This is a genomic window from Massiliimalia massiliensis, assembly GCF_900155615.1.
GTDB classification, from domain to species: domain Bacteria; phylum Bacillota; class Clostridia; order Oscillospirales; family Ruminococcaceae; genus Massiliimalia; species Massiliimalia massiliensis.
The window spans coordinates 38,718-52,621 of sequence record NZ_FUHT01000002.1; the positions used below are offsets into that span (position 1 = coordinate 38,718).

12 protein-coding genes are annotated in these 13,904 nt (G+C 48.2%); 5 read left to right on the forward strand and 7 right to left on the reverse strand.

What is annotated here, in order from left to right:
• Nucleotides 1-2: 2 nt before the first annotated feature.
• The 4 genes from CZ360_RS00185 to deoC all read right to left on the reverse strand — a co-directional run bounded on the left by CZ360_RS00185 (nucleotide 3) and on the right by deoC (nucleotide 3,825).
• Nucleotides 3-1,043, reverse strand: a complete 1,041-nt coding sequence (locus CZ360_RS00185; RefSeq protein ID WP_077532203.1) for an NAD-dependent epimerase/dehydratase family protein — start codon at nucleotides 1,041-1,043, stop codon at nucleotides 3-5.
• Nucleotides 1,044-1,054: 11 nt separating this feature from the next.
• Nucleotides 1,055-1,471, reverse strand: coding sequence for a VOC family protein (locus CZ360_RS00190; protein ID WP_077532204.1), 417 nt, complete (start codon nucleotides 1,469-1,471; stop codon nucleotides 1,055-1,057).
• Nucleotides 1,464-2,756 carry a glycoside hydrolase family 140 protein gene (locus CZ360_RS00195; protein ID WP_159438049.1) on the reverse strand — a complete coding sequence of 431 codons (1,293 nt, stop codon included), beginning with the start codon at nucleotides 2,754-2,756 and terminating at the stop codon, nucleotides 1,464-1,466. Before CZ360_RS00195 ends, CZ360_RS00190 begins: the two co-directional genes overlap by 8 nt.
• 397 nt (nucleotides 2,757-3,153) lie before the next feature.
• On the reverse strand, nucleotides 3,154-3,825 hold the full coding sequence (gene deoC / locus CZ360_RS00200; RefSeq protein WP_077532206.1) for a deoxyribose-phosphate aldolase: 672 nt from the start codon (nucleotides 3,823-3,825) through the stop codon (nucleotides 3,154-3,156).
• 362 nt (nucleotides 3,826-4,187) lie between these two features.
• Here deoC and CZ360_RS00205 point away from each other — a divergent pair, with 362 nt between their 5' ends.
• Both CZ360_RS00205 and CZ360_RS00210 read left to right on the forward strand, forming a co-directional pair.
• Entirely contained in the window at nucleotides 4,188-4,667 is a 480-nt protein-coding gene (locus CZ360_RS00205) for a flavodoxin (protein WP_077532207.1), read from the forward strand.
• Between the two features lie 155 nt (nucleotides 4,668-4,822).
• Complete coding sequence (locus CZ360_RS00210; protein ID WP_077532869.1) at nucleotides 4,823-5,956, forward strand: aldo/keto reductase; 1,134 nt, start codon at nucleotides 4,823-4,825, stop codon at nucleotides 5,954-5,956.
• A 142-nt stretch (nucleotides 5,957-6,098) separates the two neighbouring features.
• Here the strand turns inward: CZ360_RS00210 and CZ360_RS00215 are convergent, their stop codons facing one another.
• A complete protein-coding gene (locus CZ360_RS00215; RefSeq protein ID WP_077532208.1) occupies nucleotides 6,099-8,114 on the reverse strand; it encodes an alpha-galactosidase in 2,016 nt (671 codons plus the stop codon).
• A gap of 278 nt (nucleotides 8,115-8,392) precedes the next feature.
• Between CZ360_RS00215 and CZ360_RS00220 the strand changes: the two genes are divergently transcribed.
• From CZ360_RS00220 to CZ360_RS00230, 3 genes are all read left to right on the forward strand, one after another.
• Nucleotides 8,393-9,202: a sugar phosphate isomerase/epimerase family protein gene (locus CZ360_RS00220; protein ID WP_159438050.1), complete on the forward strand. Its 810-nt coding sequence runs from the start codon at nucleotides 8,393-8,395 to the stop codon at nucleotides 9,200-9,202.
• Between the two features lie 197 nt (nucleotides 9,203-9,399).
• A complete protein-coding gene (locus CZ360_RS00225) occupies nucleotides 9,400-10,515 on the forward strand; it encodes an Ldh family oxidoreductase (RefSeq protein WP_143530102.1) in 1,116 nt (371 codons plus the stop codon).
• A gap of 27 nt (nucleotides 10,516-10,542) precedes the next feature.
• The gene (locus CZ360_RS00230) at nucleotides 10,543-11,715 is read left to right on the forward strand and encodes an NAD(P)-dependent malic enzyme (RefSeq protein ID WP_077532211.1); all 1,173 of its coding nucleotides are present in this window, start codon (nucleotides 10,543-10,545) and stop codon (nucleotides 11,713-11,715) included.
• A 120-nt stretch (nucleotides 11,716-11,835) separates the two neighbouring features.
• Here CZ360_RS00230 and CZ360_RS00235 read toward each other — a convergent pair whose 3' ends face one another.
• Together CZ360_RS00235 and CZ360_RS00240 are read right to left on the reverse strand one after the other, a co-directional pair.
• A complete protein-coding gene (locus CZ360_RS00235) occupies nucleotides 11,836-12,552 on the reverse strand; it encodes a sugar phosphate isomerase/epimerase family protein (RefSeq protein WP_077532212.1) in 717 nt (238 codons plus the stop codon).
• An 11-nt stretch (nucleotides 12,553-12,563) separates the two neighbouring features.
• Nucleotides 12,564-13,736, reverse strand: a complete 1,173-nt coding sequence (locus CZ360_RS00240) for a Gfo/Idh/MocA family protein (protein ID WP_077532213.1) — start codon at nucleotides 13,734-13,736, stop codon at nucleotides 12,564-12,566.
• Nucleotides 13,737-13,904 lie beyond the last annotated feature (168 nt).

Sequence of the window (13,904 nt, forward strand, 5' to 3'; positions counted from 1 at the left end):
TATCACCTCTTACCCCAATTTTGACAGGTCTTGATCATCTGCTCTGCATGCTCCTCATACAGTTTGATAATATCATCATAAAAAGCAAACCGCTCCTCGTCGCTGTTTTCCAGCCCCTGATGCGCGTCAAGGTATTCCACACACCGCTTCGCGCCCTCATACCAGGATATGGTATACCGGAAGTCCAAGTCCTCCTTTGCCGCTGTGTTGTCAAAGATATTATTGAACATAAAGTTCTCCCGGCACCAGTCGGCGACATCCGGTATCATACGGTACAATAGATCGGTGGTGATAAACACAAAGTCAATCGGCGGCGCGCCCATTGCTTCCGCCATAATATTAAAATACTGACGGTAGGAGAAGCACTCGTCACCCATCAAATCATAGCATTTTCCATAGGCTTTGGGATTGCAGGCGGCGTTTGCGAAAGCGCGGGCAGTGTCGGAGGCATGTACGGTTGTCCAAACAGAGCTCCCATCCCCGTGCATAATAATCTTTTTGCCTTTCCGAATCCGGTCAAGATGGTAGCTTCCGCCGCGGAACGCATGCACCAGAGGATTTCCGCCCTCGCTGTAGGTCGCTACAGGCCGAAGAATGGTCAATTCAAACGCGCCGTCAGCAGCAGCCTTCTGCATCATATTTTCACAGATCGCCTTGCTGTAGGCATACGGAAATTCCGGCCTTGGTTTTTTCTCAAAATCCTGCTGGATCGGATAGTTTTTCGGGTCTTTGGTATAGGCGTCGACGGTGCTGCAAAAGACAAAATGCTGTGTATGTCCCGCAAAAGCGTCGATTGCGATCTGCGCCTGCTCCGGCTCAAAGCAGATCATGTCGATCACGCAGTCAAATTCTCCCTGCGCGGATGCATGCTCTATAAAATCTTCCCGGTCATAACGGTCGCACACGACAATCTTCGCCTTTTGGTATGCCGGGTCATCAACCGGCATGTTATTAAACAGGATGACTTCCTCGCCGCGCTCCAACAGGTATTTTGTAATATACTTACTGATATTCCCGGTTCCGCCGGTAATTCCAATTTTCATAATCTCTCACCTCAATTAAATTCGTAAAGTGAAATCTGCTCTCCGCTTGGGCCGAACAGCACTGCCGCCTTAAAGCCGTCCATTAATGTTGTGTTCTCCGCTACCGGCCCCTGAAGCTTGATCCCCTTGCTCTCTAATTCAGCTACAAGAGATTCAATCCCTTCCACAGCCAAACCAATATGGTCGATGATGCCCCTCCGGTTCACAGGAACTGTGTCTGTATTATTGGGACAGAGCAGCTCGATCGCACAGCTTCCGTTCCGAATCATGGAATATCCCAACGGCGACCAGTCATTCGGCTCATCGTCCTTGCCCTCTACAGTCCGGTAGGTTTCCTGAAATCCCAGGTTATCACAGTAGAACCGGACGCTCTCGTCCAAGTCGGTTGTGAATACACAGAGATGGTGCAAGCCTGTTACCTTACCCATTTGAAATCAATCTCCTTTTCCGCAATACATAAAGCGCATCACTGTTAAATTCATGCGGCGCTATTGTATTGTTCTCACAATTACAATCCGGTGTAATAAAATCACGCGTTTTTAAAACGACCGCTTCCACATCATAGTCTGTGATAGAAAAGCTTAAAGACAGACGCGTGTTATATGGCGTATAGATAAAAATTAATCCCCTGCTTTTGTTCTCCGCCGCCAGCACGTCGGGCAGATCGTCCGTTAAGGCATTGTCCAACGGTTCCATATCCTGCATGCCATAGAACTGGTACAGCCTTTTTGCAAAGGATACGTCCCAGGCGCCATCAAACCTCAATGCCGTTTCGAACGGGAACGGGGAACCCGAAAACCTTTCATTGTTGAACTGCATTTCCCGTTCGTGGCACATCCATACCCCGTGGGCGCCGTAGGTGATTCCTGCTTTGGCCCCTCCCAGCAGGCTCAGATAGGTTTCTTTGCGGATGTCAAACCGGTCGAACCTTCCGTTCCGATATCCATGGCGATGCCCCTCATAACCGGGCTCCGTATTAACAATCGGCTTTTTATAGTCCTTAGCCAGAAACTGTCTGGCGAATCGATATGTATTATCCTGCTGCATAAACCCGTGCCCGGACTGGTAGGTATAAAACCCCAATTGTCTGTGACGGACAATCGAGTCAGGCAGATCCTCATCCGGCGCAATATGCAGCGTCGTCAGCGCTTCCGCGTCCTCTTCTGCAATCATATCCAGCATCTTCAGGCAATAGCGTTCCACTTCCGGAGATTCGAACCGAATATCGCCTGACACCGCATAGACCGGCTGATATTTCCGATAGCGCTGAAGCAGCGGGCGGTAAATGCTCTCCAACTGCTCATATGGAATTCCTGTTCCGGGAGAGGACTGCGAGGCCCAGGTGTTTGGAATATAGTTTACCCACAGCAAATGCAGGCAGACTGTCATCCCCATTTCATAAGCGGCAGACAAAAAAGTCTCCACTTGGTCAAAATATTCCTGTACCATCCGGTTAAATTGGCATTGTCCCGTTTCCGGTATCCGCTCAAACGGAAACAATTCCTTTTCGCTGATGCTGTTGTCATGGCATAGCGGAAACAGGCTGGCCTGTATTACTGTAAAGCCCTGTGTCTTGCGGTAACAGAGATATTGTTTCCATTTTTCTATTGTCAGTTTTGAAAATGCCATCCAAATGGTATCACCCAGATAGAAGAATGGTTTTTGATCTTTTATGAAGTAATCCTGCGTTTGAGAGACTGTTATTCTGCCCATACACTGTTCCTCTTTCTCTGTTCTTTGTATATAGTATATAATTTTTTTCACGAGTTGAAAATGTTTTTTTATGATTTTTTGATTGTATTTTTTCAACATTTAATTCATAAAATAAAAATATTTTCTTCACATATTTCAACAAGCAGAAATCACTCCATTGATTTTTTACCGCTTTTTCTGAGCTTGGCCATTTCCATAGCAAAATTTTTTTCATTCCATGAAACCCCGATTATTCCTGTCCCGCTCCAGCCTGTTGCCGGGTGAGACAATTTGTCACATCCGCTGGAACCCATCATGAAAACAAATTGAAGCGTTATTTGGGGAAATTTAAAAAGCAGGCAAGAAATTTCTTACCTGCTTTTTAGTTCAATAGTTTCCTTTTCTGCCAAGCTATCATCTAATAGCTGCTTCCCACGGAGGCTTTTTCTGCCAGGATTTTTACCGCCGAACTGGTTCCGATTCTGTCGCATCCAGCATCTAAAAACCTCTCTAAGTCTTCCACCGTCTTGACTCCACCTGCGGCCTTGATCTTTACGCCATCGCCAATATGCTGTTGAAACAGTTCCACATCCTCCATTGTAGCTCCATTGGTTCCAAACCCGGTAGAGGTCTTGATGTAATCAGCCCCGCCGTCTGTGACGCATCTGCACAGCTGTTTCTTTTCCTCGTCCTCCAGATAGCAGGTCTCGATAATCACCTTTAATACCTTATCCCGCACACATTCCTTCAGTACGCGGATTTCGTTGGTAATTTTGTCAAATTCCCCGTTCTTCACATCGGTGAGGTTGATGACCATATCAATTTCATCTGCGCCGTCCCGAAGGGCCGCTTTGGTTTCGCACGCTTTCACCTCTGTAGTATGGTAGCCTAAAGGGAACCCGATGACTGTGCAGATGGTTAACCGCCCTCCATATTCCTCTGCAGCTCGCTTTACATAGCTCGGCGGAATACATACAGAGGCTGTTTGATATTGGATTGCTTCCTCACATAGCTTCTGTATTTCATTCCAGGTACAGGTCGGCCGCAGCAGCGTATGGTCAATATGGCAATAAATCTGTTCCGGTTTCATGCTATCCACTCCTATCGTTTGTTTTTCATTCTTTGTCTTTTATTGTACTCCTAATCGCTCTGATCTGCAACAGTGAAAACGCCGCCAACACACAATTTTGTCTACCTTGCCCCATCACCATGGATATGGCCTGGCCGCAACGGAATTCGCCTATCCCTGGATTCGTTTTTATCTCTTCGCATTTTTTGTAAACTTTTTATTAACCCCTTGACCTGGAGCCGACTCCAGGTTGTATAATTGTTTTAAAGGAGGCTGAACCGGACAGATAGCACCGGTCAGTCTCTTAACAGGAGAGCGATGTCCGCCGCATGTTTTGCGGACACCGGTACTATAATCCCGAGCTTTGAATGGAGGTAATTATGATGAGCAAAGCTTTAGTCGCATACTTTTCCGCCAGCGGCGTAACAGCAAAGCTGGCGGAAAATTTAGCAGATGCCATAGACAGTGATCTGCATGAAATCAAACCGGCACAGCCGTATACTGCCGCTGACCTGGACTGGACAGATAAAAAGAGCCGCAGTTCAGTAGAAATGGGTGATAAATCCTTCCGTCCGGAGATTGCAAACCGGGTTGAACAGATCGAACGGTATGATACGATCTTTGTAGGCTTCCCTATCTGGTGGTATGTCGCCCCAACCATAATTAACACCTTTTTGGAGCAGCACGACCTTTCCGGCAAAACCATTATCCCCTTTGCAACCTCTGGTTCCAGCGGCATGGGAAATACCAATGCGGAGCTTCGGCCTTCCTGTCCGGGAGCTGTTCTAGAGGAAGGGAAACGCTTTAACGCAAATACCGGCAAAGCGGAATTAAAGCAGTGGGCGGACCGGTTTCGGCCGTAAAAGCAGGCACAGAGGAAAGAAAGATGTGAAAGCTCCGCCTTTCAAGCCGTGCTTTGCAGCACGCGTCGCCAGAATGGTGTCGATTTCGCAGGCAAAATCAATTTCATGAGAAAGGAGTGCGCTTTCGCTTATGCGAAAGCTGCGGTCAACAAAATATGATATATAGAAATTTCCACAATTTAAAGCTTTCCGGGCTGGGTCTCGGGATGATGAGGCTCCCGGTTGTAAACGGAGACGATAATATCATCGACGAACCCAAAGCAGCCGAAATTATTGACTATGCCTATCGGCATGGCATTAACTATTATGACACCGCATGGGGTTATCATAACGGTAATTCTGAGCTGATCGCGGGAAAATATCTTTCCAAATACCCCAGGGAAAGCTTCTGTCTCGCTTCAAAATTCCCCGGCTATGATAACTCTAATATGCCAAAAATAAAAGAGATATTTGAAAAACAATTGAAAAAGTGCCAAACCCCGTACTTTGATTTCTACCTGATTCATAATGTGTATGAAGGAAATATCGACGATTATCTCAACCCGGATTTTGGAATTTTAGATTATCTGCTGGAGCAAAAGGAAAAAGGCCGGATTCGGCATCTCGGGTTCTCAGCGCACGGCTCGACAGAGGTAATCAAGAGATTTCTTGCGGCCTATGGCGAACACATGGAGTTTTGTCAGCTTCAGGTCAATTATATGGACTGGCATTTCCAGGAGGCGCAGCAGAAGGTTGAGATCGCGCGCCATGCGGGTATCCCGGTTTGGATCATGGAGCCCCTCCGCGGCGGCAAGCTCGCAAAGTCCTCCAATGAAATGGAGGCTGAACTAAAAGCCATGAGACCGGATGAAAGTATTCCGGGGTGGGCGTTTCGGTTTTTACAGTCGATTCCCGGCGTCACGATGGTTCTTTCCGGAATGTCCAGCCTGGAGCAATTGAAGGACAATATAGAAACCTGGCAAACAGACGCTCCCTTATCTCCGGAGGAGTTTGACACGATAGTTAAGCTGGCGGACGAAGAAGTGCGCAGAGGAGGGCTTCCCTGTACAGCCTGCCACTATTGTACCAGCCATTGCCCGCAAAAGCTTCCTATCCCAGAACTGCTCGCGTTATATAATGAGCATATCATTACCGGAGGAGGATTTCTCGCACCGATGACTGTCGCTAGCATGCCGAAGGAACAGCAGCCCTCTAGCTGCATCGGCTGCCGTAGCTGTGAGCAGGTCTGTCCGCAGCAGATTGAAATTTCAAACGCGATGCATGAATTCTCGTCCATTCTAGGACTGTAAGCGAGGTTCTTGCCTCACCCAAAAGGTTCTGTGCCGAGGTCCGGCAGTCCAGCCGCATCATTTCAAATAGAAACAAAGCTCCGCAGGCCAGTTGGCCTGCGGAGCTTTGTTTCTATTTGTATGTTTATTATCGGTTTCATCATTATTCTATGAACAGGATTTCTGCTCCGAATTCCTCCAGCCTAACCAGAATGCCGTTCTTTTCCAACTCCGCGCCGGTTAAGCACTGTGACGCTTTTGTCTCCGAAAACCGGATGCAATAGCTCTTTTCAGCCTGTAGTCCTCGCGGATAGAAACGCCTTTCCGGAGCATCACCCTGTGCCCGGTAAACCATCACGATACTGCGGGACTGGTCTGCGGCAACAGCCTGGATTGCATCCCAGCCCCATCCGCCTCCGGGAATATTATTTCTTGGCGCCGCCAGATGGATAATCTTCGCATCACGTACAAGCTCCCTCAGTTCTTTATAAAGAGCGATTGCCCGGCGGGTTTCCTCCATCTGCTTTTCAGTCCATTCTGTAACGCGGTGCATCAAAATGAGCGGCCCGCCAAAAATGGAACTATATAAAGTATAATGTGTTGGTTCATCCTGCATATAGCGCACGCTGTATCGCGGTGAAAACGGATAGGAAGCTCCATAAATCCCCTGGCGGGTAGAATAGGCATCAATATTATCCACTGTGATGCTGGTATGGTACAGGCGCGCCATCTGGTAGGTCATCATACAACCGCCATCCTCACAGTTTTCAATTACCAACTGTGGATGGCGGCTTTTCAGCTCCGCAATCACGAGATCCAGACCATACTGTGAATTAGCATAGTTGCTGTCTCCTGCCTCGTGGGTATGATCCGCCCGGTTACAGCACTTTACCATATCCTCTCCATCCTGAACAATATATTCCACGCCCTCCTCGCTGACCAGCTTGGACAGCGCTTCGATCAGCCATTCCCGGCAAGGGGTATGTCCCAGGCAGAGCGGAGCAGCGCCGAAATAGTCTACTTCAGTATGTACCAGCCAGTCCGGGTGCTCCTGTGCGGCAGGGGCATTGAGATTACACTGCGCAAGAGCGACATGCACCCCGAATTTCATACCATAGGATTTCGCCCTGTCAGCCAGTGGTTTCAGGCCGTGCGGAAATTTCACAGGATCGGGGCGCCAATCGCCTACGTTCCTCGCCCAGCCCAGATCCAGTACGGCGAGTTCCAATCCCAGCTCTGCGGCGCGGTCAATCGCCCGGAGCTGCTGGGCCTCATTAATGTCCTGATCATAAGCCCAGGAATTATACTGCGCCCAGGGATATCGGCCGTCCGGCATCGGCGGCGAGATATGCGTTTCGGTAAACCGCTGGGTCACATAGCCTGCCTCATCCCAATCTCCGTCAAAGCGGCCGAAAAATACTGCCGGAATTTCAAACCGTTTTCCCGGTGCAAGACGGTGGGACAGCTCATCGATTTGGCCGACAATATGTGCCCGGCTGGAATCAGCCCATGCACGAATCCGGCTTTTTCCGTTAAATTCGATCCCGCAAACTAAGCCTTTCCCGGCTTCCGTCATCGCATCATAATAGCCGCCCTGCTGATCGGTAAGCAGCGCGAACCATGCGCAGCTTGTCGGATGCCAATACTGGGATGGGAAAGAGCCCATCCGGATTTCATGCGGGGCACGTCCGGCAACCAGCCGAATTTCATCCGGACGGAAAAAATCGCGGCGGTATTTCGCACTGAACTGTTCGACATGGAATAGGGTAAGCGGCAGCTTATCGCAGGGAAGAATGGACAGAAGCCTGCAGTCGTCTATGAAAAGATCGGTACTGCCGATGTTTTCCAGCGTTCCCCAGGTTCTTACAAAGGGATGGCCGGCAAATGCAGTAATATTTTGTGTCAGCCGAAGAGAATGCTCCTGGTTCTCCAGGATGACCGTTAGGGTACGGCTTTGATCAGCCGCTGTCTGCTCATCGGCACAGACCAGGTATGTCCACTGCGGCGCCTTTCCGGAAACCATGACACACCCGAGCTCTCCTGATTCAAAATCCATTCCGGAAGCCGAACCGCATACCTTCCAAAAAAGGGCTCCATTCGAAAGATAGACTGTGGCTTCTATTCCTCCGGCAGCAACCGTCCACGCTCCCGATGCAGATTCCAGTAGTTTTCCATTCATAAGGCAGATCTCCTCCCGGTACATATTGACTGACAGCAAACGGCTCAAGCCAAAACACCATAAGCTGCCAGACCAAAAATCACATTTAAGAACCTTATCTTTATTTAAGAACTATAATGCTATTATATCCAGCTTGATTCTCTTTGTCAATCAGGTTCTTTCCATGCTTTCCAACAAGAAACCGTAACGCCGGCCCTGCCATAAAAGCGCGTCAATACTATTGACATATGAATTCTAAACCTTCTATACTATACATAATGAAACAAAGGAGGATTTCTATGTCACATATTGCTTACGGCGGCCAGACCTATCCATGGCAGATGAATATTGAAAAATTTCACGGACAGGTGCCGCATATGGTAGATACCCTTGTTCAGGCAGGCTTTACCGGAATTGAGGCGGAAATCTGCATGCTGGAGGATTATTATACCGATTGGCAAAGGCTAAAAGCCCTATTGGATGAAAAAGGGATCGTCCTGGCAGCTTTGGCTGTCCATGAACCCTGGCTGCTTCCCAGGGAAACCGAGGAGGAATATCAGGCTGCGAACCAAGCAATTGAGTTTTTGACCCATTTTCCTGCCGCTAAGCTGATGCTGGGACATGCCGCGGAAGACCCGATCCGGGAACACAATCTAAGGGAAAAGCAGGATAACCAGATGTCCTGTATCCGCGCCATCGGGCAGCGCGCTGCAGAACGGGGTATTGTCAGCGTATTCCATCCAAATTCCACGCCAAACTCCATCTTCCGGTATGAGGAGGATTATCAGATTATGTTTGACGCCCTCTATCAGTGCGAGGTTGGCTATGCCCCGGATATCGGGCACATGCTCAACGGGAATATTGACCCGCTCGCGGTAATCAAACAGCACCGGGACAAAGTGCGCCACGTCCATTTTAAGGATATGGATGCTTCCCATGTTTGGGCTGCTATGGGAAAGGGCATCGGAGATTTCAAAAGCATCATAGACTTTTTAAATGATACGGATTACCTCGGATGGATTATTGTGGAGGATGAATCTCCCGACGCTGTACGGGATTCTGATGCCGTAGTGTTGGCGGACGGGCTGTACATAAAAGCCAGTCGCTAACGGGAAAATATATGGTCTTTTCAGGCTATAAAAAGAAGCAAAAATTTTCTTATCTTGTATTTTGCTATTGACAACCCGGCGAGAAAGAGTATAATATAAGTGTAATGCTTTGAGAACAGAGAAACGCATTTACTCGATGGAGTAACTGCGTTTTTTTGTTGTCCTAATGTTACATTAAATTAATGGAGGAATGTGTAATGGCTAAGACTAATATTGTCGATTGGAACACGATTACCAACTTTGTAACCGATGCCTTTGTTGGCTATGGAATCCCGCGCGAGGATGCGGAAATCTGCGCTGATGTTCTTTTGGAAAGTGACAAAAGAGGCATTGAGTCTCACGGTGTAAACCGTTTCAAACCCATCTATCTTGATAGAATCAAAGCTGGTATTCAGCAGCCTACTACCGAATTTGAAATTGTTAAGGAAACACCAACCACTGCTGTGATCGACGGCCACAATGGAATGGGCCAGGTAATCGGCTACAAGTCCATGCAGATGGCGATTGACAAGGCAAAGGAATATGGCATGGGCATGGTTGCAGTCCGCAACTCCTGCCATTACGGTATTGCCGGCTACTATGCCACCATGGCGGCAAAACAGGGCTGTATTGGTATGACAGGTACCAACGCAAGACCTTCCGTTGCTCCAACATTTGGGGTTGAGGGCATGTTTGGTACTAACCCGCTTACAATTGGTATTCCTACTGATGAAGATTTTGACTTTGTGATTGACTGCGCGACTTCAATCACACAAAACGGTAAGATCGAATATTACGAGAGAATCGGTGAAGATGTACATCCGGGTACAGTGATCGGCCTGGACGGTGAACCAATCGAGGGCGATTCAGGCGTTGCTCTGAAGAAAATCCGCAACGGCGAAGCCGCTCTTACTACCCTCGGCGGTATTGGCGAGGCTCTTGGCGGATACAAGGGCTACGGCTATGCAATGGTAATCGAGCTTCTTTCCGCTATTCTTCAGGATGGCTGCTATGGTAAGGACCTCGATGGTAAGGATGAAAATGGAAACATCAGACCATATCATCTTGGCCACTTCTTTATTGCAATTGATACCAACCACTTCCTTGGTGAAGAGCTTACAAGAAAGAAAGCCGGCGACATTATCCGTTCAGTCCGTGCTTCCAGAAAAGCTCCTGGCCATGATAAAATTTACTCTGCAGGGGAAAAAGAATGGAATGTATGGCAGAGCAGAAAAGACAGCGGCGTTCCGATCAACGAATCTGTTCAAAAGGAAATTATCGCTGTCCGCGACGAGCTTGGCCTGACACAGTACAAATTCCCGTGGGAAGACTAACAAGGATTCATTGAAAGGATATATGATATGAATATCAGAGAACAATCCCTGGAAAAGCATTATGAATGGCAGGGAAAAATTGAAGTTAATTCCAGAGTCCCCATCAATACGATGGAGGAATTGTCCTTAGCCTATACGCCCGGCGTCGCAGAGCCTTGCCTGGCGATCAACAAGGATTATAACAAATCCTTTGAGCTGACCCGCAGATCCAATCTTGTGGCTGTCATCACAGACGGTACCGCAATTTTAGGGCTTGGCGATATCGGCCCGGAAGCAGGGATGCCTGTTATGGAAGGCAAATGCGCCCTGTTTAAAGAATTCGCCGACGTTGACGCTTTCCCAATCTGCATCCGCACCAAGGATGTTGATGAGTTGGTTCAGACAATCTACAATATCTCCGGTTCCTTCGGCGGAATCAATCTGGAGGACATTTCAGCGCCAAGATGCTTTGAAGTGGAAAAGAAGCTGAAAGAAATCTGCGACATTCCTGTTTTCCACGATGACCAGCACGGTACAGCGATTGTAGTCGCCGCCGCTCTGCTGAACGCGCTGAAGGTGGTCGGCAAAAAAATCGACGAGGTCAAGGTTGTAATCAACGGCGCCGGCAGCGCTGGTATTGCAATCGCCCGTCACATTCTCCGTTTAGGTGTCAAAAACCTTACTTTGGTTGACCGTTTCGGAATCATCTACAAAGGCGCGGAAAACAACAACCCGGCCCAGGAAGAAATGGCTGAGGTCACTAACCTTTCCGGTCAAAAGGGAACGCTGGTTGACGCAGTAAAGGGCGCTGATGTGTTTATCGGCGTATCCGCGCCTGGCGTGCTTACTCCGGAAATGGTTCAGACCATGAACCACGACGCCATTGTATTCCCAATGGCAAACCCAACGCCGGAAATTATGCCTGACCTTGCCAAACAGGCAGGTGCGAGAGTAGTTGGAACGGGACGGTCAGATTTCCCGAATCAGATCAATAACGTAATGGCCTTCCCCGGCGTTTTCCGTGGTGCTCTTGACTGCCGCGCTTCTGATATCAACGAGGAAATGAAGATGGCGACATCTTATGCACTGGCAGGACTGGTTTCAGACGAGGAGCTTTCCGAGGACTATATTCTTCCCCGCGCAATTGACAAGCGTATCGGAAAAATCGTTGCAGCCGCTGTTGTAGAAGCTGCAAAAAAATCCGGGGTTGCAAGAATATAAGCGGCAAGCTAAAAACAGATTCAGAAAAGCCGATTCCGTTATAACGGAATCGGCTTTTCTTTGCCTAAACTGTAAAAGTCCGGAAACAGTTTGTTACAACCGTTCCCGGACTCTTCTGTTTTACAGGGTAAGCAGATATTCTGCGGATTTAGCTGCACATTCCAGTGGTGTTCCGGCAGGATATTCTTCCTGTTCATAGACAAACACCGCATCCGGGCACATTTCCTTGATCTTGGCAAAGTCAATGGTACCATCCTGTGCGTTTACATTGTCTTTTCCCTTGATTTGTTTAAGGTGTATCATCGGGCAACGCTCCTTATGCGCCTGCAAATATTCCATCGCATCCAGTCCGGCATAGTCTATCCAGAATACGTCCGGCTGCTGTTTCACATATTTGGGGTCTGTCTCCTCAAAAAGAACGTCCAGAGGATATACCCCTTCGTCCGGCGCCAGTTCCCAGTTATGGTTATGGTAGCCAAAAACAAAGCCCTGCTCCGCGCACTTCTTTCCGATTTTGTTGAATTCTACAGCAAACTCCTTGGCCTGTTTGACTGATTTGACCTCGGCGCCCGGACAGATGATGTATTTCGCGCCGATTGTTTTCAGATATACAAGGGTCGCCTCCAGATCGTTGACAAGAATGTCATATCCAACATGTGCGGAAATCCCCTCCAAGCCTAATTCGTCCAGCTTTTGCTTCATCTCTCCGGCTGGAATTCCGCCAAATCCGGCAAATTCCACCCCGGCGTAGCCCATTTCAGCAACCCTTTCTAGGGTGGAGAAAAAATCCGTTTGGGTATCATCCTTCACCGACCATAGCTGTAAATATATTTTCATGATGAATACTCCTAAATTTCAGGAACCGTGATGGTAATCTCTTTTCCGATTTTTGCAGATTCAATGATTCCATCGATAATTGCCTGGTTATAGATAATTTCAGCAGAGGAAATCGGTGTTTTGCCGCCTTCTTTAATCGCGTCCAGAACACTTCTAATCTTATCATAGAACGCAGCTTCCGGTTCAGTAGACAGTGGCACTTCTGTCTCTACCGGGTTGCCGGCAATATTATGGAAGATTTTCAGCGGGCGGTCAAAACTGCCGTTGTAGCATTCCGCAGACGGAATCTTCAAGCCGCCCTCTGTTCCGAGGATAATCGTGTCTCCGGTCGTATCCATGTTCATTGCCCAGGAAATTCTAAAGTCCAGGATAATATCCCCCTCCAAACGGACAAAGCCGGCCGCGAAATCCTCTACGTTAAAGATTTTCGCATAGTCCTCATGCCCGCTCTGCACATAGCCCGCATAATTCGGGTTTGTTCCAAAGAAGTTGGAGGTATAGCCGGTAACAGTCAGCGGCTTCGGATATCCGACTGCGTTTAACACCATATCCAGGGAATAGCATCCGATATCGCCCATGGAGCCGATCCCAGCCGTTTTCTGTTCCAGGAAGCTGGTGCCGTATGGGAATGGGATCCCAACCCGGCGTCCGCCTCCGGTCTGGATATAATAAATTTTACCCAGCATGCCGGACTGTACGATTTTTTTAATCTGCTTCATATTCGGGTCAAACCGGGGCTGGAAACCAATCGAGAGAATCTTTCCGCTTCTCTTTTCCGCTTTCATAATTTCTGCCGCTTCTTCCATGGTTACGCACATCGGCTTTTCCAGGATTACGTTTACGCCGTGATCCAGCGCATAGACAGCGCATTCCGCATGGGTCTGGTTATAGGTGCAGACACTGACCAGGTCGAGGTCCTTCTCATGATCGATCAAGTCCTTATGATCCTTATAGAACTTCACGTTTTCCACGCCGAATCTCTGTGCAAATGCTTCCGCTTTGCCATCAATCAGGTCGGCCATTGCCACCATTTCCACATCCGGCATTTTTTTGTATTCTTCGATATGCGCTTCTGCAATCCAGCCTGTGCCGATAATTGCGACTTTCAGCTTTTTCGAAGCATCAATTTCTTTTTTCTCCTTCGATAGATTTTTAAATGCGTCCTTGACATCTTGTTCTGCCATTTCAATCACTCTTTTCTTTCTGTTTTTTTCTGAGCAATACTTTTATTTACTCCATGGAAGAAAATCCTCTGATGTTATCTTCCAATGCATCCCCATTATATTATATTTACAGCCTATTGGCAAGACATAAATAGCAAGAAAACAGGGAGCAGGCTAACCGCCTGCTCC